This window comes from Natroniella sp. ANB-PHB2 (assembly GCF_046097105.1).
GTDB lineage: Bacteria > Bacillota > Halanaerobiia > Halobacteroidales > Halobacteroidaceae > Natroniella.
Map to the genome: position 1 here is coordinate 224,357 of NZ_CP175562.1, position 26,542 is coordinate 250,898.

Consider the following 26,542-nt stretch of genomic DNA (forward strand, 5'->3'; position numbering starts at 1 on the left):
TTATTGCAAGCACTTTATCAATTAAGATATGATTTTCTGATATTTTATATATGATCAAAGTTTTAATATAGTAGTTAAAATCTAAATTTAATAGGGGGCGTAAATTTTGAAGTATTGCATATTACAATGCGGATATCCTAAATCTGGGAATTATTTAACTTATAAGATAGTTTCTGAATTATTAAAGAAGAATAATATTTTTAAATCTTTATCTATAAGTAGTGGACGTAGAGATATTATTGATAAGTTTTATTCAGAATACAAATTATTTCCTGAACATAGTGAACTTGATATGTTGCAGATTGTTGATGGAGAATATAAGTTGAAGTTTCCACACCCAGAGCTTAGATATCATTCAGTTTTTTTAGAGCTATTATTAAAAAACTCAACTTTAATTTGGACTCATGAGTTAGCTGAAAAAATTATAAATCGGGAATTTAAAGATGTAACTCATAGAATTTATATTTTACGTGATGGAAGAGACGTGGTTAATTCTTTAATACATTTTTCTACTACTGCATTACAACGCAGAAGAAAATCAGAATATAAAATTGATTCTGCTGAAGTTTTATATAGTAAGATGAATATCTTCAAAAAGTATGTATCTGATTGGGCTAATCATGTAAATTCATATTTAAAAAATAAAGAAAAGTTTAAGATTGTAAGATTCGAGAAATTAATTAATAATAAAAGTAAAGTTGTTGAGGAATTAGCTGATTATTTGGGATTAGATATAAAGAAAAAAGATATTGAAGATATTGTATATAAAACTGGTTTTAAAGAGATGGCTAAAAAAGCTTCAAATCACCTTAGAAAAGGAAAAAAAGGAGACTGGGATAATTATTTCACTGATGAGCATAAAAGAGTTTTTAAAGAAATTGCAGGTGAAGAGTTAATAGCACTTAATTATGAAGAAGACTATGACTGGTAAATTTCGTTTAAAAAATGTAATAGTTTGTTTGGAGGCGATATAAATGATTAGAACAGCAGTTATTCTTGCCGCTGGAATGGGAAGTAGATTAAGAAATGTTATTAATGATAAACCAAAAGGTTTTTTAGTTTTAGATGAAAAACCTATTATTGAAGAGACTATTTCTAAATTGATTGAAGTTGGTATTGAGGATATAATCATTGGGACAGGCTATTTACATAAGTTTTATGATGAATTAGCTGAAAAATATCCTCAAATAACTTGTGTTTATAATCATAAATTTGAAACTACAGGTAGTATGTATACTTTTTATTTATTAAGACATTACATTGAAGATGATTTTTTACTTTTAGAATCGGATCTAATATTTGAGAAAATGGCTTTAAATACACTTCTTAATAATGATTATAATGATATTATATTAGCAAGTGGTAAGACTAATTTAGGTGATGAAGTTTATATTGAGGTTAGCAATAATAATTTACTTGTGAATATGTCTAAAGAAAGTTCTGATTTGAATAATTTTGATGCTGAATTAGTAGGAATATCAAAGATTTCTTATTCTACATTTCAACGAATGTGTTCTTATGGAAAGAAAACTTTTACTGAGAATTTAAAACTTGATTATGAAGAGGCTTTAGTTAATGTAAGTAAGGAAAACGATGTTTTTGTAGATAAGATTGAAGATTTAGTGTGGTGTGAAATAGATAATGAATTTCATTATAAAAATGCTATTAGTAATATATATCCTAAAATTAAAGATAGAGAGAGAATGAATTCTGTAAAAAGAAATATACTTTTAAATCCAGGTCCAGCGACTACTACAGATAGTGTCAAATATGCTCAAATTGTTCCAGATATTTGTCCTCGAGAAGAAGAATTTGGTCGTTTGATGAAATCTATTACTAATGACCTTACTAACTTTGTAGCTAATGTAGAGGAATATACAACAGTACTGTTTGGAGGATCAGGAACGGCAGCAGTTGAGGCTATATTGAGCTCTGTAGTTGGAGATAATAAATTATTAATTATTAATAATGGTGCTTATGGTAAAAGGATGTGTGAAATTGCTAAGGTTTATGGGTTAAATTTTATTGAATTTAATAGTGAAATTGATGATGTGATTAATTTTCAAATATTAGAAAAATATATTAAAGATAGAGCTACAGAAGTATCTCACCTTGCTGTAGTTCATAATGAAACTACTACAGGATTGCTTAATGATATTGAAGCAATAGGACAGATATGCAAAAAATATGATATTGAGTTAATTGTTGACGGAATGAGCTCTTATGGAGCTATTCCTATTGATATGAAGAAGATGAATATAAGTTATCTTGCAGCAAGTTCTAATAAAAATCTTCAAGGAATGGCTGGTGTGAGTTTTGTTATTGCAAATAAAAATTCATTGAAAAAGACTAAGGATATTAAAGCAAGAAGTTTTTATTTAGATCTTTATAAACAGCATTCTTATTTTGAGAAAAAAAATCAGACTCGTTTTACACCTCCAGTTCAAACGATTTATTCTTTGAAACAGGCTATATTAGAAACTAAAATGGAAGGAATTAAAAGCAGATATCAAAGGTATTCTAAATCATGGCAAACATTAATAAATGGAATTGAAAAATTAGGCTTAAAATGTCTTATTCCTAAAGAATATCAATCTAGAATTATTACGGCTATTATTGAACCTGATTGTTCAAAATATGATTTTAACGAGATGCATGATTATTGTTATAACAAAGGTTACACTATCTATCCAGGTAAACTAGATAATAAAAATACTTTTAGAGTTGCAAATATTGGGGATATTAATTATCAAGATATAGAAAAGTTTATATCTCTACTTAAACAATATTTGCAGTCAATTGATTATATTTAAAACAATATAAAATAACAAGAATGGAAGGAGATTTTATGAAACTTCTTATTTTAGGAATAGATGCGATGGATCCAGATGTTATTTTCAATAATTTAAACAAATTGCCTAATATTAAAAATTTAGTTTCAAAGGGATGTTATGGTGATTATGATGCTTATGCTTATGGATATGGATCTAGTGACAATTGGATTTCTTTATATACAGGTTTAACTCCTAAGCAACATGGAATAATTGGTAATATTCTCAGGGTTTATGATAGAACACCAAGAAGAGAAGATTATGCAGATAAGAAACCATTTTGGGAGTTATTAAATAAAAAAGGTGTTACTGTAGGTCTATGGAAAGGATTAAATACAACACCAACTCGAAAAATAGATGGATATATGATTGGTGGGGAGCCTAATTATGAAATAGATAACCAAAATGATCCTTTGGGAAGTGCTAAACCCCTTTTTTGTGAAGAAGATAAAAAATTAAAAGAATATATTAGTGGTAATATTGAGAATCCACCAATGCCTAGAAAAGCTCAAGATTTTGGTTTTTCATGGGATGAATTACTAGAAAATCCTGATTTAATCAATCAGATATTAACTGATGATTACTTTGAAGAATGTGTAGATTATTTAAAAAAAGAATTAAACTATTATAAAGATAATATTATTAACATGCAGGAACATAGACCAGTTGATTTGCTATTTTTTTATACAGCCATAATCGATTTTTTAGCTCATTTCCAGATGCATGCCCCAAAGAAAAGAGTAATAATAGAAGCTTATAAGGTAGTAGATAATTTTATAGGTGAAATGATTGAGAAGTTAAATCCTAACAACATAATTGTTATGTCTGATCATGGGATTAAAGCTTTAGCAGATTTTTTTCCTAATACATCTACTAAAATTCAAAAGGAATCTTTTGGCTGGAGAGATAAATCTATTTGGCTTGAAAATGGTCAAATTATTACTAAGGCTAGAAATAAAGGGATTATGTCTGGAATACATGCTATTAAAGGCTCTTTTATTGCAACAGGTGAAGATATAAAGCCTAGTAAACTAGAAGAGATGAGGACTATTGATTTTTATCCTACATTATTAGAGTTATTTGATATTAAAGTTCCTAAAGGTAGAGAAGGATATGTTTTAGATATATTTAAAGATAAAGAAATTATAAATAAAGAAAAACTATTGACTAAAGATAAGATTAAGCGAGAAAATATAGCAATTATTCAGGATATGGAAGTGTCTGAATTTAATCGAGTTATTAATGAAGTCTTTTTAGATCATCGTTTCGCTAAAATAACTATCTTTGGAGAAGAAAAGTATAAGAATATATTTTCAGGGAATCCACGGATAGATGATTTTATAATAGTAGATGATTTTGAATTAGATTTTAAAGAGTTAGAGGAATATGATAAGGTTTTTATTAGTTACAGAAATAGGATGACAGATCAGTTTAGCTACATCAGTATTAGCAAATGAAGTCTAAGGGGTTGGTGACAATAGAAGTTTTAGTAATGGGCGGTACAGAGTTTGTTAGTAGCTCAATTGCAAAACATTTAATAAGTAAAGGTTATGAAGTTGATATCTTTACAAGAGGTAAAAAAGATCTTAATTATGATGGAGTTAGAAATCATATCAAAGGAGATAGAAGGTCTGGAAGTTCTTTAAAAGATAAGTTAAATGATAAACATTATAATGTGGTTTTCGATATTTCAGCTTATACTAAAAAAGATATTCAATTATTAACATCAGTTTTAAATAGAAATAAATTAAAGAATTATATTTTTTGTAGCTCCATAGCTGTTTATAAATATACCAAAGAGATTATAAAAGAAAATTATCCAAGAGGATTTAATCAAGATTGGGGAGATTATGGATTAAATAAAAAACAGGCAGAAGATTATTTATTTAACCTATATAAAAAAGAAAATTTTCCAATTACTATTTTTAGACCTGCTTATATTTATGGTGAAGGGAATAATATATATAGGGAGGCTTATTTTTTTGATAGGATAAAAAATAACTTAGCTATTCCGATTCCAATTGGAAATTCTAAAAATCAATTTATCCATATTAAAGATTTAGTAAAAGTTTTTGCAAGTGTAATTCACTCTGATAAAACAATAGGTAATGCTTATAATTTAGCTAATTCTCAAAAAGTATCATGGAATTATTTGCTTGAAACTTGTATGAAAGTTGTAGGGAAAAATATAGAGATTAAAAAAATAGATTATCGTAATTTAAGTGTAGCGGTAAGAAGTTTCTTTCCATTTAATGATATTGAATATTTATTAAGTATGGAAAAACTAGAGCGAGATGGATTATATATACCTAAAATTAAGTTAACAGAAGGATTAGAAAAAGCCTATAAATGGTATTCTGCTGAGGAAGTAAATTTAGAGGATATAAAAATGAATAAGATAGGATTTGTATTAAATAGATAGAATTTGCTTAATTATATGAGATAATAAGGAGCGATAGTAATTTAATATGAAAATAGCAATTCTTTCAGATATTCATGCTAATGATATAGCCTTAAAAGCTGTATTAAAAGAAACCGATGATTTAAATATTGATAAGATATTATTTTTAGGAGATTATGTAGGTTATTATTATAATGCTGATGTTATTTTTAAATTAATAAAAAATTATGATAAGGAAATGGTAAAAGGAAATCATGAAATTTTGCTAGAAGAATCGCTTAAAAATAGGAAAAGAGCATTAGAGATCAAGATGAAATATGGTTCAGGTATTGAATATGCTAAAAAGTTGCTTTCTGTTAGAGAAATTGATTATCTAATTAATCTTCCTGATAAAAATTTATTAGAGTTTAAGGGAATAAAGATATTAATATGTCATGGCTCACCATGGGATAAAGGTAAATATATTTATCCTGATAGTCCAGATGAGTTGAAAAATAGGGCTTTAGGATATGAGGCTGATTTTGTTTTTATTGGTCATACTCATTACCCTTTTATCTATGAATATAATAATAAAACCCTAATCAATCCTGGTTCTGTCGGTCAAAATCGAAAAACTGGGGGAGTTGCTAATTGGGCTTTTTTAGATTTAGAAAAAAATAGATATATGATAAAGAAAACTTATTATGATAAAGAAAAATTATTAGAGCAAGTAAAAAGAATTGATTTTGATAATAAATATTTAGTTGATGTTTTAAATAGAGAATAGAATTTATATAGATTGGAGGTATAAAATTTGGAAAAACCACAAACTATTTTAGTAACAGGATGTGGAGGCGATATTGGTCAGTCTGTTGGAAAAATTATTAAAATGAATTATAAAGATATTAAAGTTATTGGTTGCGATATTTATGATAAACATGCTGGGCATCTTATTTTTGATATATGTGAAGTAGTTCCAAAAGCAACTTCGCCTAATTATATGAAAGAGTTAAAAGAAGTTATAAATAAATATAAGCCTGATTTTATTTTCCCCATTTCAGAAGCAGAATTAAACTATTTTTATAAAAATAAAATTACTAAAATTGCTAATGTAGGGTTAATAAGGCCTAATTTTAAAGCAATGAAGATTGCTAATGATAAATTTTTGACTCAAGAGTTTTTAAAAGAAAATGATTTACCATATGCCTGGACTATAAAAGCAAGTGATGGAAAACCAAAAGAGTTTCCATGTATATTGAAAGATATTTTTGGTCGAGGAAGTAAAAACTTAAAGATCATATATGAAGAAGATTATGAAACATATAAGGATTATAGTGAAGAATTTATTTTTCAGGAGTATCTTCTTCCAGATGATGAGGAATATACTTGTGGGGTGTTTAGGACAAAAAAAAGTGAGGTAAGGACAATTATTTTTAATAGAACTTTATCTCGAGGTTATACCAATTATGGAGAAGTTGTAGTTAATGAAGAAATATCTAAATTATTAAAAGTAGTAGCAGAAAAGCTTAATTTAATAGGTAGTATTAATGTTCAATTAAGATTAACTAAAAAAGGGCCAGTTATCTTTGAAATAAATGCTCGTTATAGTAGTACAGTTTTATTTAGACATATGCTTGGTTTTGAAGATGTCATTTGGAGTGTCGATGATTATTTTAATAACCCTTTAGAAAAACAAGAACCTGCTAAAGCAGGAACGAAGATATATAAGGGTTGGCAAGAGTATATTGTTTATAAAGATAACTCTAAAGCAACAATTGATAACACTGATTTTAAGATGAGATTATATTAGATAACTATATATGTTGAATTAAAAATTTTATTTGATTTTACTGACACAGACTACAGACACATATTTACAGAGCGGAGGTTAAAATTAATGAATAAAACTATTAATTTAGGTAATACCTTAATAGGTGAGAAACAATCAACTTACATAATAGCTGAAATGTCGGCCAACCATGCGGGCAATTTTGAACGAGCCAAAGAAATAATCCATGCTGCTAAAGAAGCAGGAGCAGACTGTATTAAAATTCAGACTTATACTGCTGATACTATGACTTTGGATTCTGATAAAGAATATTTCAAGCTTAAAAAAGGAACTTGGAAAGGGGAGAATTTATATAGTCTATACGAAAAAGCCTATACCCCTTGGGAATGGCAGGCTGACTTAAAAGAGGAAGCGGAAAAATTAGGGCTTGATTTTTTCTCAACTCCTTATGAAAAGACTGCTGTTGATTTTTTAGAAGGTTTAGGAGTGGGATTTTATAAGATTGCTTCTTTTGAGATTATAGATATTCCTTTAATTAAGTATATTGCTTCAAAGGGAAAGCCAATTATTATGTCAACGGGAATGGCTACTTTAAGTGAGATTGAAGAAGCAGTAGAAGCAGTTAAGTCTCAAGGAAATGAAGATTTGTGCCTTTTATGGTGCTCTAGTGCCTATCCTGCTGTACTAGATGATATGAATTTAAAGACTATTCAGCACTTAAAAGAGACCTTTAAAGTCCCTGTAGGTCTATCAGATCATTCATTAGGTTCAGCCTCAGCAGTAGCTGCTGTTACCTTAGGGGCCAAAGTTATTGAAAAGCATCTCTGTTTAAGTAGAGAGAATGCTAGTGTAGATTCTTCATTTTCCATGGAACCAGCTGAATTTAAGAAGATGGTAGAGGATACTAGGATGGCTGAACAAGCAGTAGGAGAAGTTAGTTATGGGTTATCAGAAAGGGAGGAGATAAGTCGCAGATCAAGAAAATCAATCTTTGTTGTTAAAGGTATAAAGAAAGGTCAAAAATTAACGGAAGATAATATTAGAATAATTAGGCCAGGACATGGCCTTAAGCCTAAGTATTATGATTTAGTACTTGGTCGGGAGGCTAAGGTTGATATAGAGGCTAACGAGCCATTAACATGGGAAAAAATATAGCTATCAACTGTCGGCCTTCAGCTATATATACCAAAATTATTAAGTTCTTAACTGTCAGCTGATTGCTGATGACTGATAGCTAAAAAAGGAGGTCGGAAAAATGAATAACAACGAAAGAGTAGTAGCGATAGTCCAAGCTAGAATGGGATCATCCCGTTTGCCGGGCAAAGTAGCTAAGGAGCTTATTGATAAGCCAATGTTGGCTCATACAATTGATAGATTGAAAGCAGCTAAAGAACTTGATAAGATAGTGCTTGCTACTAGTATTAAAGAAGCTGATGATAAAGTTGTAGAAATTGCTGAAAGTGAAGGTGTGGATCATTATCGTGGTTCTGAGGCTGATGTACTATCTCGTTATATAGGTGCAGCTAAAGAGTATAATGCTGATATAGTAGTTAGAATAACTGGTGATTGTCCGTTAGTAGATCCAGTTACAATTGATGAAGTAGTTAGTGAATTTCAAAGTTCTGACCTTGATTATATGAGACTTAAAGGTTATCCACGAGGATTTGGAACAGAGGTCTGTTCTGTAGATACGTTATTAAAGGTAGAACAAGCTGTAAATGATGATATAAAAGATAATCCTTATCGGGAGCATGTTACCTTATATATCTACCGTCATCCTGAAAAGTTTAAGATTGGTATAAAGGAAGCATCTTCAGAATTCAATCGAGATTATCGTTTATGTGTTGATGAAGAAGATGACTTTACGCTAATTAAAGAAATTTATAAAAGATTATATCAAGAAGGAGAAATAATTAATATTCGAAATGTAATTAAGTTATTAGATGAGAATCCTAATTTAGCTAAGATAAATACTCATGTTGAGCAGAAAAAAGTTTAATTTAGCTATCAGCTATTAGCACTTAGCCTTCAGTTAAGTTTTTAGTACTGATAGCTGATGACTGAAAGCTGACAGCTATCACAAGGTGGTTGATAAAAATGAAAGCAGCTATTCGAGCAGATGGCGGGAAAGATATTGGGATGGGTCACATCATGCGTTGTATGGTTTTAGCTAATGCCTTTTCTGAGAATGTAGAGCTTAGTTTTATTATCAAAGAAGATTCTAGTGTAGTTAAGTTATTAGAAGAAAAAGGTTTTGAAATTATAACAATTGACTATAATTTAGATTATCAGGCTGAGATTAGAAGAGTGAAGGAGATAATCATAAAGAAGGAGATAGAGATTTTAATTACTGATTCCTATGAGCTTGATCAAAATTATTTAACTGAGCTGAAAAAAGAAGTTGCTAAACTTGTTTCGATTCATGATTTTGCTCCTTTTGCTTTTCCCTCTGATATCGTGATTAATGGCAATATTTATGCACCTAAGCGTGACTATCAATCTCTAACTGGAAAGACGGAGTTTTTATTAGGAACAGATTATACTCTATTACGTAATGAATTTACTAATATATCTAAAACTGTACTTGATAATGAAGGGGTAAAGAGGATATTAGTTACCTTTGGAGGAGGTGACCCTCTAAATTTAACTCCACAAATATTAGGTTCTTTAAATAAAATTGAAGATAAATTAATAGCTAACAATATAAAGATTGATGTTGTTGTTGGGCCAGCCTTTAATAACCTAGCTGAAATAGTTGAAAAAGTAAAGGAGAGCAATTTAGAAGTTACACTTCATTTTAATATTAAGCAGATGAGTAAGTTAATGCTGGATAGTGATCTAGCTATCTCTGCTGGGGGTAGTACCTTATATGAGCTTACTGCTACGGGAACACCTGCTATTGTCTTACTTCAAGCAGAGAATCAAGTTTTAGCTGCTGAAGCTATGGCAGAGGAAGGGTTAATTATTAATTTAGGCTTTTGGGATGAAAGTAAAGAAGAAAAATTAATAGATAACTTAACAAATTTGATAAACAACCTAAACTTAAGATATAAGATGAGTAAAAAAGGACAAGAAATTGTTGATGGAAAGGGTGCAGAGAGGTGTGCGGAGGAGATAATTAGTGTCTGTGTCAGTGATTCGTGCCTGTAAATTTTTTAGACTTTTACAGACACAGGCACAGACTACAGACACTGAACAAAGAAAGGAGAAACTGATTAACAAAGAAGCAGAAATCAATGAATTAGATAGACTATTCGATAAACTATTCCCTATTTGCCGTAGTATAACCGGGCCAGGTTTTAGAGAGTCACTCGATATTCTAAATGAATATATCCTTTTAGAAAGATTTAGTGTAAAGACAGGAACAAAAGTTCTTAATTGGGAGATCCCTAAAGAGTGGCGAATTAATGAAGCTTGGTTAAAAGGGCCAACAGGGGAGAAGATAGTCGATTTTGCAGAGCATAATTTACATGTAGTTAACTATAGTATTCCCGTTGATAAGAAGCTAAGTTTAGAAGAGTTAAAGAAGCACCTTCACACAGCACCTAAATTATCCTTAATAACAGGGCCAAATTTTAAAGAGGAGGTTGAACCAGTATGGAAGTGATATTGATGATAAATTCTTAGTCAAATCATAATATAAATTTCCTGGTTGTTCAGAGCGTCAACCAAAAAAGTAAAAGTTTATTCAAGCACTTCAATTAGGTAAATAGTCTGATTAATGGCAAAAACTAGAGCTTAAATCAAGAAAATAATCGTCATAGGTATTTAATCTAACTTAATCAAGTTATATAGACTTTAGGTTGCATTAATAAATAGTTGATTTTACCGATAATAAGTTACAAGAAGTTAGTAAAGATAAAATATTCTAAATAAAAATTTAATTAAGCCAGTCACTGGTATAGTCGATTGGCTTTTACAGAGGGGTGAAGTAAAATGAGTACTTCCTTTGGTGGACTTGCCAGTGGAATTGATACTAATAGTATGGTTAGACAGTTGATGTATCTAGAAGAGGCACCGATCAGAAACTTAGAAGAAAGACAAGAGAATATAAATGATCAAGTTGACGCTTGGCAAAAGGTTAATAGTAGTCTTGACAGTTTTAAAAATAAGGCTTCTGCTTTAGAAGATGTCTTTGATGAGATAGGGGCCAACAGTAGTGATGAAGAGGTATTGACTGCTAGTGCTAGATCTACAGCTGCAGAAGGAACTTATGAGATTGAAGTTACAGAGTTGGCAGTAGTAGAGCGGGTAGCTACAAAGCAGATAGGTGAAGATGGAATAGATTTAGGTGAAGATGCAGAAGGAAATCAGATAGAAACAGGAACATTAAATATTAATGGTCAAGATATAACTATCAATGATGGAGATAGCGTAACAGCTATCAGAGATAAGATTAATGATATCGATGATGCTGAAGTAACTGCTAGTATCGTTGATGGTCGCTTAGTAATTGCTGGCGATAATATGGGAGCAGAAAACAGAATTGGTTTTGATGCGACAGATGGAGTAATTTTAGGTACTTTTGGTTTGGAGCTTGAAGGTGGTTATGTTAAAGAAACTGAAGATGAAGAAGCATTTAATCCTTTATTACAACAAGCAGCTGATTCTATCTTTACAGTCAATGGTTTAGAGATAGAAAGAGCTGATAGAGAAATAGATGACGTAATTGAAGGAGTAACCTTAGATTTAAAAGATAAAGGAAGTTCGACATTAGAAGTTCAAGTTGATATTGAAGGAATGAGAGAAGCAATTGATGCTTTTGTCAGTGATTATAACTCTTTACGGGATAGATTGGATCAATATGGTGGTAAGGAAGCAATTTTACAAGGTGATGCTACCTTAAATCGAATTACTTCTAATTTGTATAATAGTATTATGTATCCTTCAACAACACTGAGCTCTCTCGATAGATTGAGTGATTCAAGCATGCCGACAGCAGGTAATTTGCAGATTGAATTTGCCGAAGGTAAGGAGTTGACATTTGAATTTGATGATAGTATTACTGTCGATAACTTACTGGAGAAGATTGAAGGGCAGAGTACTGGATTAGATGTAGAATTTAATGATGATGAGCAACTATTAGTAAAAGATGGTGGCGAATTGTTAAGTACTATTGATATTGAAAGTAATAACTTAGTGATTGATAGTAACCTTAGTGAACCTGTCAATCTATCTGGTAGTGATACAGAAGTATTAGATGGCTTAAATCTAAATCAAAAATTTGAGAAGAATGCCCTCTCTCTAGTAGGGATTGAGATAGATAGGCACGGAAAGTTATCTGTAAATAGTAGTACTTTAGAAGAGAATATTGAAGATAACTTAGGTGACATCAAGCAGTTATTTACGGGTGCTAATGGAATTGTAGAGCGTGTTGAAGCTCAAATTGATCTAGCTACAGATAGATTTGATGGTTATGTAGGAAATCGAATTGATAGTTTGGAAAGTACAGTTAGACATATTGATGATGATATAGAACGAATCCAGATGAGGTTAGAAAGGCGTGAAGATAGGCTTTTTAGACAATTTAGTAGGATGGAACAGGCCTTGTCTGAGATGCAAAATCAAGGTTCTTGGTTATCTGCTCAAATAGGTTCTCTGGGTTTAATGTAGTAATTAAGTATGATTACTAATTTTGATTTAAAGCTATAATTTAAGTTTTAAAAGGAGGTTTGAAAATGACTGCCAATCCATATCAGAAGTATAAGAATGCTCAATATGAGACTGCTAGTAGAGAGCAGTTATTGATCATGTTATATAAAGGTGCAATTAAATTTGCTAATCAAGCTAAAACAGCTATTGAAGATAAAGATTTTGACTTGACGAATAATAGACTACAAAGAACTCAAGCAATTATCAATGAATTAACCTCGACCTTAAATCATAAACAAGGTGGAAAAATAGCAGAAAATCTAGAAAGTCTTTATGAATATATGAATCGCCGCTTAATTCAAGCCAATATCAGAAAAGATCCTGAAATCATAGATGAAGTGGCTGAACTATTGACTGATCTAAAGGATGCCTGGGAAGTTGCTTCTAAGAAATTAAAGACGAAAAAAGCAAGTGCAACTGGAGAGATAAATATTGAAGGCTAAGCGAATTATAAATGATTTAATAGAAATTTATGGTCAAGATCTGAAGTTATATAAGAAGCTTTTTAGTTTAACTGAAGAACAACGTGAAATCATTACGGAAATTGATGATTTTGAATCTGATTATTTTGATCAATTAGAAGAGCTTTTAGTTAAGAAAGATGGAGTAATGAAAGAGATAGAGCAAGTTGAACAGAAGTTACTTCCTTATAAAGCAGGGATCATTAAAGGTTTAAATCTAAGTCAAGATGAGTGGTTAAAAGAATTTCTTGATACTGATATTGTTACAGATGAATTAAAAGAGATTATAAATGACTTAGTTGAACTAATTAAAAGATTACAACAACTTGACCAAGAAAATCAGACTTTAATTAATAGCAAAAAAGATAAGTTAGTCCAAGAGATGAACCAAGTGAAAAAAGGGGTCAAGGTCAATAAGTCTTATAATCCTCAAGTTAGAATTCATTCAACTTATATTGATGATAAAAGCTAAAGGTTTTGTTACGATAGGAGGGAATTATGAACAAAAAATTAGATAATAACATTAGTCAAGCAGAACTATTATTAATGCTATATAATGGAGCAATTAAATTCTCACAAACTGCAAAAGAAGACTTTTACCAAAAAAAATTTGAAGATGCAAATCAAAAGCTAAATCGAGTTCAAGCTATTATCAATGAATTGAGTAGTACCTTAGATATGGAGAATGGCGGAGAGATAGCAGAGAATTTAAATAATTTATATGAGTATATGAACCGTCGCTTAATTCAGGCTAATATCAGAAAGGATACTGAAATTATAGAAGAAGTAATTGGTTTATTGATGGATTTAAAAGAGGGTTGGGAAGAGGCTCAAGAACAATTAAATTAAATGAAAGGAGGAGGGGGTAATGAAAGTTTCAGAGGTTAATAGTATTAATTCAGCTAAGTCTGTAAGTTCTAGAAAGGATAGTTCACAACAAGAGAATATTCAACAATCTATCAGCCATGATCTTAATAAAGAGTTGGATAATCACTTTGAAGAGCAAGAAAGAGAGTTTACCAAGGAGAATTTAGAAGAGGGTGTAGAGGCTTTAAATGAGACTTTGGATTCTTTTCAAAAGGATTTGACATTTGAATTACATGAAGAAAGTGATAGAATGATGGTCAAATTGATGGATATAAGAAATGATGAAGTTATTAAGGAGTTTCCTCCTGAAGAAGTATTAGATATGTTAGGAAGAATTAGGCAAGCGGTAGGATTAATTATTGATGAAAAAATTTAAATTTCAGAAGACAGTTATTTTATGATGAAAATGTGATAAAAGATTGAAGTTTTAATTAAATTAATTGTTTTATAGAGGAGTTTTATTTCTTTTCTTTAAATCAATAGTTAAATAGTATTAACTTTAATAAAAGACCATTATCTTTAAAGATAATGGTTTTTTGCTTAATGTTAGATATTATTATATTTAAGAACTATGATTTTTAGATGGTTTTAAGTTTTAGCTGAAGGCTGACTGCTTATGGCTGATATCTAAAAACGTTTTATATAAGGAGGGGTGTTTTATGGTAATGTCCGCTGGTGGTGTTGGTGGTAATCAAGAGATGGAACAGCAGATTCAACAGATCATGATGATGGAACAGCAACCGATCATCAATATGGAACAAAGACAGGAAGAGATCAATGAAGAGATAGATGCTTTACAGGAAGTTAATAAACACTTAGATACATTCAAGCATAATGCAACTCAAATCAATCATGACACCTTTGGCAATGTAGCACAGAGTGGTAATGAGGAGGTAGTAACTGCTACTGCTAGTGATGATGCTGATTTAGGTAATTATAATATTGATGTAACTCAATTAGCTCAAGTGCACCGGGAAGCATCTGATCAACAAATAGGAGAGGTTAACACTGGTGGAGAAATCACTATAGAAAAGCTAGGGAATGCTGGTGAAGAGATTAATGTTGATGTAGATGTAACTGATGAAGATACAGTTACATCTATAGATATAGCAAATACAATTAATGAAGCTGAAGATAATGATTATGTAGAAGCAAGTGTAGTTGATGATCGAATAGTAATTGAAAGTTTAGAGACTGGAGAAGATAGTCAGTTCAATGTCACTGTCGATGATATTGAAGTTGAAGGTGAGAATGAAGAGTTAGTTGACTTGGAATTTAGTAACATTCAAGAAGGGCAAGATGCTGAAGCTGAAATAAATGGATTGGGTGTTAGTTCAAATGATAATACCCTTGATAATATAGTTGATGGTGTAACAATCGATTTAGAAGGAACAGGTGAGACTGAGTTAGTAGTTGATGTTGACCGCGAAGGAATCCAAGAGAGTATTGGGGAGTTTGTAAATGATTATAATCAACTTCAAGATTTAATTGAAGAGTATGGTGGAGAAGAAGGGTTATTACAAGGTAATTCTGCATTAAGAAGCATTGATACTGCTCTTCATAATGCAGCAATTAGTCCTTTAAGTGAAGATTATGATTCCGAGTATAATTCTTTATCGACAGTAGGTATTCAAGTTCAAGATGATGGCCGGTTATCAACTAGTAGCAGAAGCTGGGGTAATGACTTAGATGATGTAATTGAAAATGATCTAGAAGCATTAGAAGAGTTATTTGCTGGTGAAGATGGGATAGTAAATAGGGTAGAAGAGCAGATTGATTTAGCTACTGATAGGTTTGATGGTTATTTAAATAGTAGAATTGATACTTTACAGGGTGAAGTAAGTAGAATAGATGATAATATCGAAACACAGTTTGATCGTCTTGAAATGCAAGAAAATAGATTGAGAGATCAATTTACAAGAATGCAACAGGCTATTGCAGAGATGGAAGCTCAAGGGCAAAGGCTTTCTGCTCAAGGAGGAGCAGGTGGTTTAGGAGCTTTATTATAGGAATTGAAGCAATATTTTGTTAGTAGTTGTTAGGTTGAAAATTGAATAGTTAAAGGAGGAATTTTAATGCTAAAATCAGAAAAAGAGAAGATAGAACAGTTGAAGAAGCAGGTTGAGCTATATCAAGAGTTAGTGGAGCTAGTAGAAGAAGAACAACAGATACTAAAGCAGGGCCAACAGACAGTAGAGCTGAAAGGTAAGCAGCGAGAGATCAGAAATGAGATTGCAGGTATTGATTTGAAGTTTAATTTAAGCCAAGGAGATAAACTGAAGTTGATGGCTCAAAGTGATGACGAAAAGCTGAAGCAGTTGAAGCCAACGCTGCAGAAACTGTATAGCTTAGAAAAAGAGAATCAAAAGATCAGTGAGGGGAGTAAATAAACTTCTCTTGATTTTCTTCTTTTTTCAAGATATAATAAACTTCGTACTCATCTAGGTCTGTGGTTGAAAGTCGATGCCAGTCGCAGGCGAAACGATCCACGTAAGGTAGCAGAAGCTACTGAGCATGGTGCGGCTTAGAAGTGAGTCCTACCTGGAAAATTGTACATAAGTATTAATTTATCTAGAGAGGGATAGTAGTGGGAAAATCTTGCGAATTCTCCAGTAGGCGGGTGTGGGGGCAAAAACCAGGTCAGCTAGGTGGGTGCGTAATTTAAGTTTGAGTTTTAGTTTGAGGCTAAGTAAGAGTAAAAAGTATATAAAGTCTAAGTTTGAGTCTAAGGCTGAGTAAGATTAAAAAGTTAAATAAACCTTAAGTTCATAGTTAGAATCAATTTCAATTGCCGAAGGGCAATTTTTTATTGTTTAGGGAATTATGTTTTTTAAAGGTTGTGAATAGCTTCTAGTTTTATAGGAAAGGCTCAGAAAACCCCTTATGCTCGTCTTAGGGGATGAATGAGCCTTTTAATTTTAAGGTTCGATACCTTGAAATTAAACATTCTTTTGATTTTGTTGGTTATCATCATACTTTTTAAGCACCATTGTCATACCTTCTTCAATTAAATCATTAGCATTACAACCTTTTTTTAAGGCTAATATTCTAATCTTTTGATATAATTCTTCATTTAAAGTAGTGTTAACTGCTTTTCTTGACATAATGAACACCTCCTCCTCAACAATTCATTCGGAGTGATAAATCTCCTAAAATCATTATATCATATAGTTGACAACATATCAACATAATGATATAATGTAGTTAACAACATAAAAAGGAGGTGAAACTATGAGATTAGCTTTTAAATTTAAGCCTAAGTTTACTGACCAACAATTAGAGATAATTAAAGAATTAAGTTGGCATACTACTAAGTTATATAATATTGTCAATTATGAAGTCAGAAATAATGAAGATGTAAAGCCTGTCTATACTCAACTAGAAAAGCAATTTAAGAGTAATTGGCATAATGATTTCCTGCATAGTCATAATAGACAACAAGCATTAAAACAGTTAGCTCAAGATTGGAAAAGTTACTTTACTAGTATCAAAGACTATAAGAAAAATCCTAGCAAGTATAAAGGTCAACCTAGACCACCTAAGTTTAAGAATATGGACACAAACTCTAATGAGGTAATCTTTACTAACTTAGCAACTAGAGTTAGAGATAATCATTTGCTATTATCCTTAGCTAAAGCGATAAAATCTGAATTTAATGTGAAAAGTCTTAAAATTGAATTGCCGTTAGCAGTTCAAAACATTATAGATTTAGAAACTATCCAACAGGTAAGGATTAAACAAGATAAACTTTCTAAAGAATGGTATTTACTGATTATCTATAAAGTTAAAGGGGTTAAAGAAAACACTAACTCTAATATAATGTCAATAGACTTAGGTTTGGATAACTTGGCTACATTAACATTTAAAGATACTTCTAAAAGCTACATTATTAATGGCAAGACTATTAAATCTAAGAATAGTTATTTCAATAAAGAGATTGCTAAACTTCAAAGTATTAGAATGAAACAATTAGGTACTAGCAAAGTCAAAGATACTAAGCAAATTAGAAACCTTAGACTAAAAAGAAGAAACTATGTCAAAGACTATCTGCATAAAGCTAGTAGAAAGATAATTGACTTAGCAATTCAACACAAAGTATCTACTATCACCATTGGAGATTTGAAGGATATTAAGCAAGGCAATAGCCTTAAATCTTTTGTTCAAATACCAATTCAAAGATTAGTAGAATTAATTGAGTATAAAGCTGAATTAGAAGGTATCAATGTTGTTAAAATTAATGAAAGCTATACATCAGGTTGCAGTTCAATAGATCTAGAAAAATTAAATAAATCTAACTACGATAAGTCTAGAAGAATAAAAAGAGGTCTATTCAAAACAGGCAATAAATTAATCAATGCTGATGTCAATGGTAGTTTAAATATAATGAGAAAATACTTAAAAGATAAATGTATTCCCAAAATGCTAAAGCAGATTAGGGATAATGGGCTTGTGGCAAGTCCTAAAAGAATAAGGATATCCTAATGAATTAGGAGGAAACTTAAACTTCAAACTTCTTTTGAAGCCTCCGTTGCTTGTCTCGGAGGTTGTTCACGACTTTTAATGATTTGCTTAAACTTAGACTCAACCTTAACCTGAATTTGCAATCCCCTCTTGAATTTTTATGCGTAATTGTGTATAATTACTGATATGAGTTAAAAATTAGGGAGGAAGATAAATGATGAAAAAGACGTTATTAATTTTCTTATTGGTAGGGTTATTGGCAATGGTAGGTTGTGCTCAAGATGATAGAACAGCTTGGGAGCGAATTGAAGAGGAAGGAACTTTGACAGTAGGAATGGATGCTGCGTATCGCCCGTTTGAATTTCGCGATGAAGATAATGAGATCGTTGGTTTTGATGTTGATCTAATCAATGAGATTGGAGATCGGTTAGGGATTGAAGTTGAACTTCAAGATACGGCTTTTGATGGGATTATTCCTGGCTTACAAGCAAATGAGTATGATTTGATTATTTCTGCGATGACGATTACAGAAGAAAGAGAGCAAGCAGTTGATTTTTCTGATCCATACTTCAATGCAGGGCAGGTAATTGCAGTTCTAGAAGATAATGACGAGATTCAAGATTTAGATGATTTAGAAGGAAAAACAGTTGGAGTACAGTTAGGAACGACAGGAGATATAGTAGTTAGTGAGATGGATGATGTGGAAGTTAATCGTTATGATGTAATTCCTGAGGCTTTTGAAGATCTAAATAATCGTCGGATCGATGCAGTTGTTAATGATTTGCCGGTAACTGCGGATTATATTCAAGAACGAGGTGGAGTTGAAATTGTAGGTGATCCATTTACTGAAGAATTTTATGGAATGGCAATGCGTCAAGGTGAAGAAGAATTAGTAGAAAATATTAATGAAGCATTGGCAGAAATTAAAGAAGATAGCACTTATGATGAGATCTTTAGTAAATGGTTTGAATAAAGTTGATTAAAACTAATCAAATAGTGTAGATGAAAAGGCAGCAGGGAGACCTGTTGTCTTTTTTATATTTAGAATAAAGGAAATAATAAGTTAATATAGAATATAATTAATTAAATGTTATTATTAAACAAGGGAGGAATAATTAATATGAAAAAAAGAGTATTATTTACAGTACTAATCTTATTAATTGTAAGTTTGTTTTCAGTTTCTGCTATGGCCAATGAGGTGATTGGAAAAGAGGTGCTAGAAAAAGTACTGGAAGAGAATGGAGAAGATTCTGGTGTAGCTGAAATAACTTTAAAGAATGTTTCTAATCGTGCCTATTCAAGGAGAATGATCAGAGGTAAGACTCTTTTAGCTGCTGGGGGAACTAGAATTCTTTTAACTGCCAGTACAGGTGAGGATTTAATTAATGATACAGGGTTAATTACTGGAATAGGATTAGGCTTAGCTGGATTGCAGCAGTTATTCATTCCAACTGTTATAGAGAAAGAGTATGAGGGGATTAAATCATATCCTGCCAATCATAAAGAGCTTGCATCATTTGATTCTTTAAATTATTTAGCTACAAGGTCTAGACAGTTAAGGCTTGCAAGTGCAATTACCAGTACTGGAGGGGCACTTTATTTTTTAGCTCGTAACAGTGAGTCAACTATTTATAATATAGGTTATGATAATTACTTAGGGTTAATTTTAGCTGGGAATGCAATTTATAAGTTTGCATCGCCAACTTATATAGAAAAAGCATATGATAAGGTGGAAAATGCAATCGGTGGAGAACTTTATTTATCTGTCGGGGAGTTCATTGGGCCTGTTTATTCATATAATTTCTAATTATAAAGAACTCAGTAGGAAATTTCCTACTGAGTTTTTTTGTTGTGTACTTTTTAGATTAGAGATGAAATTGTAGCTTTATTACAATATTGTGGCACTTTCAAAAAAACAGGGAACCACGAATGAACGCAAATTAACACTAATTTAAAATAATAATTTGTTAAAAATATAGATATTACTGCAAAATGTCCTTAATGATTAAATTTTAGATTGCAGGGTTTTGATTTTATTGGAAGAATTATGCGACTGCGATAAGGGCAGATAATTTTACAGATTGATCTTAATGTTTTAAGTAAGAGAGATTTGATTTTAATAGTTGCACAAATTCAAATTCTTCTTGATTTTTTGGCTACTTTTTTATCAAGAAAAAAGGTAGCACGGAAGAAAGTTTGATTTTTAATTTTTTCGTAAACATGGTTTTGAGTGTGATTTTTATAAAGGAAAAGTGACACAATATATCAATTAGTTGAAGCATACGATAGTTGAATTAAATTCCTCTTGAATAAATAATAAGAATGCTGTATAATTATTTTGGTCAATAAAACTTACATTTGTTTTATTAAGTAGATTATTTTTTAGAATATTTAAATCAAATTTAAATTTAAGTTAATAAGAAAGGATTGGGATTGATGATGGGTGATAAGATAGCCGTTTTGAGGCAAGCATTGCCGTATTTATTGGAAGGTGCGGGAATGACGATTAGATTAACATTTTTTGCTGTGATGATTGGGATTGCGATTGGAACGATCTTAGGATTGGCTCGAGTATCACGGAATAGATTATTTAAAGGGTTGGCTAAGGCTTACATTGAATTTTTTCGGGGAACTCCCTTACTGATTCAGCTATTTTTACTCTATTATGGTTTGCCAAATTTAGGAGTAGATATTCAATCATATGTAGCTGCAATTTTGGGGTTAGGATTAAATAGTGGTGCTTATGTAGGAGAGATAGTTCGTTCAGGTATTAATGCGATCGATACGGGCCAAATGGAAGCTGCTCGTTCATTGGGGATGTCGTATCCACAAGCAATGAAGTATGTAATTTTACCACAGGCTATTAAGCAGGTCATTCCGCCGCTGGGTAATGAATTTATTGCTTTGTTGAAGGATTCATCTTTGGTATCGGTGATTGCTGTCAGAGATCTGACAAGACAAGGTCGATTGATTATCAGTCGAACTTATGAGTCCTTTTTGATCTTTACTGCGGTAGCATTTTTATACTTTATTATGACCTTTATTATGACTAGATTGGTCAATTATGCAGAGAGGAGGTTGAATGTCGGTGATTAAAGTAGAGAATCTGCATAAAAGTTTTGGGGATTTAGAAGTTTTGTCTGGGATTAATGAGGAGATTAAGCAAGGTGAAGTTGTAGTAGTGATCGGGCCAAGTGGTTCAGGGAAGAGTACGTTCTTGCGTTGTCTGAATCGGCTAGAGGAGATTACTTCAGGTAAAGTTTGGATTGATAAAGAACAAATAAATTCTCCGCAAGTGGATATAAATAAAATAAGGCAGGAGACAGGGATGGTCTTTCAACATTTCAACCTCTTTCCTCATAAAAATATAGTGCAAAATATTACGTTGGCCCCTGTTAAGGTTAAGGGTGTTGAGCCTAACCAGGCTGAAGATATTGCTTATGATCTACTAGATAAGGTTGGGTTGCGGGATAAAGCAACTGCTTATCCTCAACAGTTATCAGGTGGACAGAAACAAAGGATTGCAATTGCTAGAGCATTAGCGATGCAGCCTAAGGTTATGTTATTTGATGAACCAACCTCTGCTCTGGACCCTGAGATGGTTGGAGATGTATTGGAGGTAATGAAGAACTTAGCTGAGGAAGGAATGACTATGGTAGTTGTAACTCATGAGATGGGTTTTGCTCGAGAGGTTGGAGATCGAGTTTTATTTATGGATCAAGGATTGATTGTAGAAGTTGGCCCGCCAGAACAGATATTTGGCAACCCTCAAAAGGATCGGACGCAGGAGTTTCTGGCTAAAATTTTATAATCTGTCAAAAAGACAAATTATTTTCTGTAATTTTGTTGACAACTTTTAATATATATGTTATATTTAGAATAGCAAGTTGAAAGACTGCTAAAATTTTAAAGGTAAGAAATAATAGGAGGAATGAATTAATGAAATTAACAGGTAGCGTAAAATGGTTTGACAATGAAAAAGGGTATGGATTTATTGAAAGAGAAGAAGGAGACGACGTATTTGTGCACTTCTCAGCAATTGAAGAAGATGGGTTCAAAGCTTTAGAGGAAGGTCAAGAAGTAGAGTTTGAAATTGTTGAAGGCGACAGAGGACCACAAGCTGACAAAGTAACTAAACTGTAAGTTTATCTTTATTATTGACTATAACTGAAAAATAACTATAAATTAGTAATTTGAGTTAAGTTGTAGGATGATGAATTTAGCTTGATCAGTAACAAAAATTAGGAGGAATAAATTAATGAAATTAACAGGTAGCGTAAAATGGTTTGACAATGAAAAAGGGTATGGATTTATTGAAAGAGAAGAAGGAGACGACGTATTTGTACACTTCTCAGCAATTGAAGAAGATGGGTTCAAAGCTTTAGACGAAGGTCAAGAAGTAGAATTTGAAATCGTTGAAGGCGACAGAGGACCACAAGCTGATAATGTAACTAAATTGTAAGCTTATTATTGACATAAATGAAAGACCCTGGATTTATCCAGGGTCTTTTTTTAGTATATAATATAAAATAAAAGAATTTTTAAGCAGGAGAATGTAAACTGATGAAGAAAGACATAATATACATTCATTTTCTTTAAAAAAGGAGTTGATCCTATATGAAGTTTATGGTAAGAGGAAAAAATATTGAAATTACTGATGCTTTAAGGAATTATGCTCGAGAGAAAATTGGAAAGTTGAAGAAGTATTTTGATGAAGATGTTGTAATTGAATGTCAGGTTTCTCTTGAAGTGGATAAAGAAAGGCATATAGTTGAAGCAACTATATTTGCTGATGGTTTAATTTTGCGTGGTGAAGAAGAAACTGGAGATATGTATGCTTCTATTGATGGTGTAATTGAAAAACTAGAACGACAAGTTCGCAAATACAAAACTAGAATTAGCAATAAGCTAAGAAGAGAAAAGTTAGATTTTAAGGAACAGTTAGGAAAGAATGTAATGCAAGATGAAGAGGATGAAGATTTAGCTGCTAAGATTGTTAAAACGAAAAGCTTTGCTATTAAACCGATGCCGGTTGAGGAAGCAGTAATGCAGATGGATTTATTAGATCATGATTTCTTTGTCTTCTCTAATGCCAATACTGAAGAGGTAAATGTTGTTTATAAGAGAAATGATGGAAACTATGGTTTGATTGAACCGACAATTTAAATGGGTATAAGCAAAATCTTAACCAAACAAAGAAGCTAGTTGCCTAGGCAACTAGCTTCTTTGTTTGCCTATTGGGTGGTTAAGTGGTATAATAGATAATGGACTCTAAAATTAAAATGGGTAAGTTATATCATTGAATTTTAAGATATATTATAACTAATAAGTTTAAGGTTGTGTCTAAGTTTAAGTAAGACCTAAGTTCTTATGTTTTTAATGGTTGACTTAGCCTTAACTTCAGCCTTAAACTTAAGTCATGTCAATAATAAATCGAGAGGGGTAAAAAATGTTTGGTTTTCTAAAAAAGTTATTTGTTGATCCTAATGAGAAGAAACTTAAGAAGTTGAAGCCATTGGTTGAAGAAATTAATCGTTTAGAAGGTGATATTGTTGATCTAACTGACCAACAATTACGGGCCAAGACTGATGAGTTTAAGTCTAGATTGGAAGCTGGAGAGAGTTTAGATGATTTATTACCAGAAACTTTTGCTGTTGTTAGAGAAGCTGCGAAGCGGACTGTGGGAATGAGACATTATGATGTTCAATTGATTGGAGGGATTGTCTTATTTCAAGGGAAGATTGCTGAGATGAAGACTGGAGAAGGTAAAACTTTAGCTGCTACTTTACCAGCATATCTCCAGGGATTAACCGGTAAAGGGGTTCATATTGTTACAGTTAATGATTATTTAGCTGAACGTGATCAAGAGTGGATGGGCCAAATCTATGAATTCCTCGGGTTAGAAGTAGGAGTTATCCTTCAAGATATGGATTATCAAGAGCGGAGGGAAGCTTATCAAGCTGATATTACTTATGGAACGAACAATCAGTTTGGATTCGATTATTTAAGAGGTAATATGGCAACTAATGAAGAGCAGTTGGTACAACGAGAGTTAAATTATGCTATCTTAGATGAGGTCGATAGTATCTTGATTGATGAGGCACGAACACCATTAATTATTTCAGGACCGTCTCAACAATCACCTAAACTATATTATAAATTTGCCAAGATTGCTCCTAGATTAGAGCAAGGCGAAGATAAAGATTATGAAGTTGATGAGAAGGCAAAATCGATCAGTCTTAATGAATCAGGAATAGATAAGGTAGAGAAGATGTTAGGGATTGATAACTTATATGACAATCAATATTTAGATCACTTACACCATTTAAATCAAGCTTTAAAAGCTTATGCCTTAATGAAACGGGATCAGGATTATTTAGTTAAGAATAATGAAGTGCATATTGTTGATCAATTTACTGGACGTTTGATGAGTGGACGTAGATTCAGTGATGGATTACACCAAGCTATTGAAGCTAAGGAAGGGGTCAAAATTCAGCGCGAGAGTCAGACTTTAGCAAGTATTACCTTCCAGAACTTCTTTAGAATGTATAATAAATTAGCAGGGATGACCGGTACCGCGGAGACGGAAGCGAGTGAATTTGATGAGATTTATGATCTTGATGTAGTTGTAGTTCCGACTAATGAACCGGTAATTAGAGAAGATTTACCTGATGTGATCTATAAGACTGAAGAAGCAAAATTCAATGCTGTAGTTAAAGATATCAAGGAAAGATATAAGAAGGGCCAACCCGCCTTGGTTGGTACAGTTTCAATTGAAAATTCGGAGAAGTTGAGCAGAAAGTTGAAGCAGGCCCATGTACCCCATGAGGTCTTGAATGCTAAGCATCATGAACGGGAAGCAGAGATTATTAAACGGGCTGGTCAAAAAGGGGCAGTTACGATTGCTACTAATATGGCCGGTCGAGGAACTGATATCGTCTTAGGAGAAGGGGTTGTAGATCTAGGGGGTTTACATGTAATCGGTACTGAACGCCATGAGAGTCGTAGAATTGACAATCAGTTACGTGGTCGTTCAGGTCGTCAGGGAGATCCTGGTTCTTCTCGTTTTTATGTCTCTTTAGAAGATGATTTGATGCGTTTGTTTGGTTCGGATAAGATTTCAGGGGTGATGAATACTCTAGGTTTAGAAGATGATCAACCGATTGAGCATAAATTAATCACAAGATCATTAGCCAATGCCCAAAAGAAGGTAGAGGATCGTAACTTTGAAATCAGAAAGAATATTTTGGAGTATGATGATGTTTTAAATGGTCAGCGGAAGGTTATCTATGAACAGCGCCGTAAGGTCTTGACCGGTCAAGAGTTTGAGGAGATCTTATTTGGTATGGCAGATAGATGGTTAGATGAAGTAGTAGAGATCTATGCTGATGAAGATTTGGCCTCTAGTGATTGGGATTTAGCTGGGTTAATCAATTATTTAGAAAATTTATCATTAGAGGTTGAACTGACTGAGGAAGATTTAGAAGGGTTAAGAGCTGAAGAGATTAAGGAAGATTTATTTATTCAGTTTAAGGATTCTTACCAAGCTAAACGAAAAGAGATAACTGCTGAAAAGATGAATAAACTAGCTAAATTAGTAATGTTAAAGGTGATTGATCAAAAATGGATGGATCACTTAAAAGCAATGGATGAATTACGCCAGGGAATTGGTCTGAGAGCTTATGGACAACGTGATCCATTAGTAGAGTATAAACTTGAAAGTTTTGAAATGTTTAAGCAGATGAATTCTTGGATTAGAGAGGATATTATCAAGTATATATTCACGATTGAAATTGTTAAGGAAGATTCTGAACAAAAAAGACCGCAACATTTAAATTATGAGCGAAGACCACTGATGACAGCTTATGATACTGCCAATCAGCCTCAGCAAGAGCAGCAAGCTCAAGCTGGTGGAAAAAAAGAAGAGATCAAACGACAACCAATCGTTAAGGAAGAGGAACCGGGACGTAATGATCCGTGTCCGTGTGGTAGTGGTAAGAAGTATAAAAAATGCTGTATTGATAAATAAATTAGCCGTCAGCCGTTAGCCATCAGTCGTCAGCTAAAGAACAAAAGCTGATAGCTGAGGGCTGATAGCTGA

Annotated in this window: 27 protein-coding genes; 26 read left to right on the forward strand and 1 reads right to left on the reverse strand. The window is 32.2% G+C overall.

The window, feature by feature from the left end; translation table 11 throughout:
* The first annotated feature begins 106 nt into the window (after nucleotides 1–106).
* From ACKF5P_RS01160 to ACKF5P_RS01240, 17 genes are all read left to right on the forward strand, one after another.
* Nucleotides 107–931, forward strand: coding sequence for a sulfotransferase domain-containing protein (locus ACKF5P_RS01160; protein ID WP_408955685.1), 825 nt, complete (start codon nucleotides 107–109; stop codon nucleotides 929–931).
* A gap of 43 nt (nucleotides 932–974) precedes the next feature.
* Entirely contained in the window at nucleotides 975–2,813 is a 1,839-nt protein-coding gene (locus ACKF5P_RS01165) for a 2-aminoethylphosphonate aminotransferase (protein ID WP_408955686.1), read from the forward strand.
* Between the two features lie 35 nt (nucleotides 2,814–2,848).
* On the forward strand, nucleotides 2,849–4,288 hold the full coding sequence (locus ACKF5P_RS01170; RefSeq protein WP_408955687.1) for an alkaline phosphatase family protein: 1,440 nt from the start codon (nucleotides 2,849–2,851) through the stop codon (nucleotides 4,286–4,288).
* 14 nt (nucleotides 4,289–4,302) lie between these two features.
* On the forward strand, nucleotides 4,303–5,253 hold the full coding sequence (locus ACKF5P_RS01175; RefSeq protein WP_408955688.1) for an SDR family oxidoreductase: 951 nt from the start codon (nucleotides 4,303–4,305) through the stop codon (nucleotides 5,251–5,253).
* A 46-nt stretch (nucleotides 5,254–5,299) separates the two neighbouring features.
* Entirely contained in the window at nucleotides 5,300–5,998 is a 699-nt protein-coding gene (locus ACKF5P_RS01180) for a metallophosphoesterase family protein (protein WP_408955689.1), read from the forward strand.
* Between the two features lie 27 nt (nucleotides 5,999–6,025).
* Nucleotides 6,026–7,021, forward strand: a complete 996-nt coding sequence (locus tag ACKF5P_RS01185) for an ATP-grasp domain-containing protein (RefSeq protein ID WP_408955690.1) — start codon at nucleotides 6,026–6,028, stop codon at nucleotides 7,019–7,021.
* 87 nt (nucleotides 7,022–7,108) lie between these two features.
* The gene (gene pseI / locus ACKF5P_RS01190) at nucleotides 7,109–8,155 is read left to right on the forward strand and encodes a pseudaminic acid synthase (RefSeq protein ID WP_408955691.1); all 1,047 of its coding nucleotides are present in this window, start codon (nucleotides 7,109–7,111) and stop codon (nucleotides 8,153–8,155) included.
* Between the two features lie 100 nt (nucleotides 8,156–8,255).
* Nucleotides 8,256–8,999, forward strand: coding sequence for a cytidylyltransferase domain-containing protein (locus tag ACKF5P_RS01195; protein ID WP_408955692.1), 744 nt, complete (start codon nucleotides 8,256–8,258; stop codon nucleotides 8,997–8,999).
* A 98-nt stretch (nucleotides 9,000–9,097) separates the two neighbouring features.
* Nucleotides 9,098–10,150: a UDP-2,4-diacetamido-2,4,6-trideoxy-beta-L-altropyranose hydrolase gene (gene pseG / locus ACKF5P_RS01200; protein WP_408955693.1), complete on the forward strand. Its 1,053-nt coding sequence runs from the start codon at nucleotides 9,098–9,100 to the stop codon at nucleotides 10,148–10,150.
* Nucleotides 10,122–10,607: a DUF2172 domain-containing protein gene (locus ACKF5P_RS01205; protein ID WP_408955694.1), complete on the forward strand. Its 486-nt coding sequence runs from the start codon at nucleotides 10,122–10,124 to the stop codon at nucleotides 10,605–10,607. The genes pseG and ACKF5P_RS01205 overlap by 29 nt, the downstream gene beginning before the upstream one ends.
* Nucleotides 10,608–10,936: 329 nt before the next feature.
* The gene (gene fliD, locus ACKF5P_RS01210) at nucleotides 10,937–12,613 is read left to right on the forward strand and encodes a flagellar filament capping protein FliD (protein ID WP_408955695.1); all 1,677 of its coding nucleotides are present in this window, start codon (nucleotides 10,937–10,939) and stop codon (nucleotides 12,611–12,613) included.
* Nucleotides 12,614–12,678: 65 nt separating this feature from the next.
* Nucleotides 12,679–13,095 carry a flagellar export chaperone FliS gene (gene fliS / locus ACKF5P_RS01215; protein ID WP_408955696.1) on the forward strand — a complete coding sequence of 139 codons (417 nt, stop codon included), beginning with the start codon at nucleotides 12,679–12,681 and terminating at the stop codon, nucleotides 13,093–13,095.
* A complete protein-coding gene (locus tag ACKF5P_RS01220) occupies nucleotides 13,085–13,585 on the forward strand; it encodes a flagellar protein FlgN (protein WP_408955697.1) in 501 nt (166 codons plus the stop codon). The genes fliS (ACKF5P_RS01215) and ACKF5P_RS01220 overlap by 11 nt, the downstream gene beginning before the upstream one ends.
* Nucleotides 13,586–13,611: 26 nt before the next feature.
* Entirely contained in the window at nucleotides 13,612–13,962 is a 351-nt protein-coding gene (fliS, locus tag ACKF5P_RS01225) for a flagellar export chaperone FliS (protein WP_408955698.1), read from the forward strand.
* A 19-nt stretch (nucleotides 13,963–13,981) separates the two neighbouring features.
* Nucleotides 13,982–14,356, forward strand: coding sequence for a flagellar protein FlaG (locus ACKF5P_RS01230; RefSeq protein ID WP_408955699.1), 375 nt, complete (start codon nucleotides 13,982–13,984; stop codon nucleotides 14,354–14,356).
* Between the two features lie 283 nt (nucleotides 14,357–14,639).
* The gene (fliD, locus tag ACKF5P_RS01235) at nucleotides 14,640–15,989 is read left to right on the forward strand and encodes a flagellar filament capping protein FliD (protein WP_408955700.1); all 1,350 of its coding nucleotides are present in this window, start codon (nucleotides 14,640–14,642) and stop codon (nucleotides 15,987–15,989) included.
* Nucleotides 15,990–16,055: 66 nt separating this feature from the next.
* Nucleotides 16,056–16,370, forward strand: a complete 315-nt coding sequence (locus tag ACKF5P_RS01240; protein ID WP_408955701.1) for a flagellar biosynthesis protein FlgN — start codon at nucleotides 16,056–16,058, stop codon at nucleotides 16,368–16,370.
* 549 nt (nucleotides 16,371–16,919) lie between these two features.
* Here ACKF5P_RS01240 and ACKF5P_RS01245 read toward each other — a convergent pair.
* Complete coding sequence (locus tag ACKF5P_RS01245; protein WP_408955702.1) at nucleotides 16,920–17,084, reverse strand: ribbon-helix-helix domain-containing protein; 165 nt, start codon at nucleotides 17,082–17,084, stop codon at nucleotides 16,920–16,922.
* Nucleotides 17,085–17,211: 127 nt separating this feature from the next.
* Here ACKF5P_RS01245 and ACKF5P_RS01250 point away from each other — a divergent pair, with 127 nt between their 5' ends.
* The 9 genes from ACKF5P_RS01250 (at nucleotide 17,212) to secA (ending at nucleotide 26,470) form a co-directional block, all read left to right on the forward strand.
* Complete coding sequence (locus tag ACKF5P_RS01250) at nucleotides 17,212–18,462, forward strand: RNA-guided endonuclease InsQ/TnpB family protein (protein ID WP_408955703.1); 1,251 nt, start codon at nucleotides 17,212–17,214, stop codon at nucleotides 18,460–18,462.
* Nucleotides 18,463–18,655: 193 nt separating this feature from the next.
* Nucleotides 18,656–19,414, forward strand: a complete 759-nt coding sequence (locus ACKF5P_RS01255) for a basic amino acid ABC transporter substrate-binding protein (RefSeq protein WP_408955704.1) — start codon at nucleotides 18,656–18,658, stop codon at nucleotides 19,412–19,414.
* Between the two features lie 147 nt (nucleotides 19,415–19,561).
* Nucleotides 19,562–20,248 carry a hypothetical protein gene (locus ACKF5P_RS01260; RefSeq protein ID WP_408955705.1) on the forward strand — a complete coding sequence of 229 codons (687 nt, stop codon included), beginning with the start codon at nucleotides 19,562–19,564 and terminating at the stop codon, nucleotides 20,246–20,248.
* Between the two features lie 629 nt (nucleotides 20,249–20,877).
* Entirely contained in the window at nucleotides 20,878–21,537 is a 660-nt protein-coding gene (locus ACKF5P_RS01265; protein WP_408955706.1) for an amino acid ABC transporter permease, read from the forward strand.
* Nucleotides 21,524–22,252 (forward strand): amino acid ABC transporter ATP-binding protein, encoded by a 729-nt coding sequence (locus ACKF5P_RS01270; RefSeq protein WP_408955707.1) that lies wholly within the window; start codon nucleotides 21,524–21,526, stop codon nucleotides 22,250–22,252. The genes ACKF5P_RS01265 and ACKF5P_RS01270 overlap by 14 nt, the downstream gene beginning before the upstream one ends.
* Nucleotides 22,253–22,380: 128 nt before the next feature.
* Nucleotides 22,381–22,584 (forward strand): cold shock domain-containing protein, encoded by a 204-nt coding sequence (locus tag ACKF5P_RS01275; RefSeq protein ID WP_408955708.1) that lies wholly within the window; start codon nucleotides 22,381–22,383, stop codon nucleotides 22,582–22,584.
* A gap of 115 nt (nucleotides 22,585–22,699) precedes the next feature.
* On the forward strand, nucleotides 22,700–22,903 hold the full coding sequence (locus ACKF5P_RS01280; RefSeq protein ID WP_408955709.1) for a cold shock domain-containing protein: 204 nt from the start codon (nucleotides 22,700–22,702) through the stop codon (nucleotides 22,901–22,903).
* 155 nt (nucleotides 22,904–23,058) lie between these two features.
* Nucleotides 23,059–23,607, forward strand: a complete 549-nt coding sequence (hpf, locus tag ACKF5P_RS01285; RefSeq protein WP_408955710.1) for a ribosome hibernation-promoting factor, HPF/YfiA family — start codon at nucleotides 23,059–23,061, stop codon at nucleotides 23,605–23,607.
* 283 nt (nucleotides 23,608–23,890) lie between these two features.
* Complete coding sequence (gene secA / locus ACKF5P_RS01290; protein ID WP_408955711.1) at nucleotides 23,891–26,470, forward strand: preprotein translocase subunit SecA; 2,580 nt, start codon at nucleotides 23,891–23,893, stop codon at nucleotides 26,468–26,470.
* Nucleotides 26,471–26,542: the final 72 nt, after the last annotated feature.

What these genes read in the sequence shown, in the direction of transcription:
- ACKF5P_RS01165 (WP_408955686.1), top strand. Translation starts at nt 975, where the DNA reads ATGATTAGAACAGCAGTTATTCTTGCCGCTGGAATGGGAAGTAGATTA.
- ACKF5P_RS01170 (WP_408955687.1), top strand. Translation starts at nt 2,849, where the DNA reads ATGAAACTTCTTATTTTAGGAATAGATGCGATGGATCCAGATGTTATT.
- ACKF5P_RS01180 (WP_408955689.1), top strand. Translation starts at nt 5,300, where the DNA reads ATGAAAATAGCAATTCTTTCAGATATTCATGCTAATGATATAGCCTTA.
- pseI (WP_408955691.1), top strand. Translation starts at nt 7,109, where the DNA reads ATGAATAAAACTATTAATTTAGGTAATACCTTAATAGGTGAGAAACAA.
- ACKF5P_RS01195 (WP_408955692.1), top strand. Translation starts at nt 8,256, where the DNA reads ATGAATAACAACGAAAGAGTAGTAGCGATAGTCCAAGCTAGAATGGGA.
- pseG (WP_408955693.1), top strand. Translation starts at nt 9,098, where the DNA reads ATGAAAGCAGCTATTCGAGCAGATGGCGGGAAAGATATTGGGATGGGT.
- fliD (WP_408955695.1), top strand. Translation starts at nt 10,937, where the DNA reads ATGAGTACTTCCTTTGGTGGACTTGCCAGTGGAATTGATACTAATAGT.
- fliS (WP_408955696.1), top strand. Translation starts at nt 12,679, where the DNA reads ATGACTGCCAATCCATATCAGAAGTATAAGAATGCTCAATATGAGACT.
- fliS (WP_408955698.1), top strand. Translation starts at nt 13,612, where the DNA reads ATGAACAAAAAATTAGATAATAACATTAGTCAAGCAGAACTATTATTA.
- ACKF5P_RS01230 (WP_408955699.1), top strand. Translation starts at nt 13,982, where the DNA reads ATGAAAGTTTCAGAGGTTAATAGTATTAATTCAGCTAAGTCTGTAAGT.
- fliD (WP_408955700.1), top strand. Translation starts at nt 14,640, where the DNA reads ATGGTAATGTCCGCTGGTGGTGTTGGTGGTAATCAAGAGATGGAACAG.
- ACKF5P_RS01240 (WP_408955701.1), top strand. Translation starts at nt 16,056, where the DNA reads ATGCTAAAATCAGAAAAAGAGAAGATAGAACAGTTGAAGAAGCAGGTT.
- ACKF5P_RS01245 (WP_408955702.1), bottom strand. Translation starts at nt 17,084, where the DNA reads ATGTCAAGAAAAGCAGTTAACACTACTTTAAATGAAGAATTATATCAA.
- ACKF5P_RS01250 (WP_408955703.1), top strand. Translation starts at nt 17,212, where the DNA reads ATGAGATTAGCTTTTAAATTTAAGCCTAAGTTTACTGACCAACAATTA.
- ACKF5P_RS01255 (WP_408955704.1), top strand. Translation starts at nt 18,656, where the DNA reads ATGATGAAAAAGACGTTATTAATTTTCTTATTGGTAGGGTTATTGGCA.
- ACKF5P_RS01260 (WP_408955705.1), top strand. Translation starts at nt 19,562, where the DNA reads ATGAAAAAAAGAGTATTATTTACAGTACTAATCTTATTAATTGTAAGT.
- ACKF5P_RS01265 (WP_408955706.1), top strand. Translation starts at nt 20,878, where the DNA reads ATGATGGGTGATAAGATAGCCGTTTTGAGGCAAGCATTGCCGTATTTA.
- ACKF5P_RS01270 (WP_408955707.1), top strand. Translation starts at nt 21,524, where the DNA reads ATGTCGGTGATTAAAGTAGAGAATCTGCATAAAAGTTTTGGGGATTTA.
- ACKF5P_RS01275 (WP_408955708.1), top strand. Translation starts at nt 22,381, where the DNA reads ATGAAATTAACAGGTAGCGTAAAATGGTTTGACAATGAAAAAGGGTAT.
- ACKF5P_RS01280 (WP_408955709.1), top strand. Translation starts at nt 22,700, where the DNA reads ATGAAATTAACAGGTAGCGTAAAATGGTTTGACAATGAAAAAGGGTAT.
- hpf (WP_408955710.1), top strand. Translation starts at nt 23,059, where the DNA reads ATGAAGTTTATGGTAAGAGGAAAAAATATTGAAATTACTGATGCTTTA.
- secA (WP_408955711.1), top strand. Translation starts at nt 23,891, where the DNA reads ATGTTTGGTTTTCTAAAAAAGTTATTTGTTGATCCTAATGAGAAGAAA.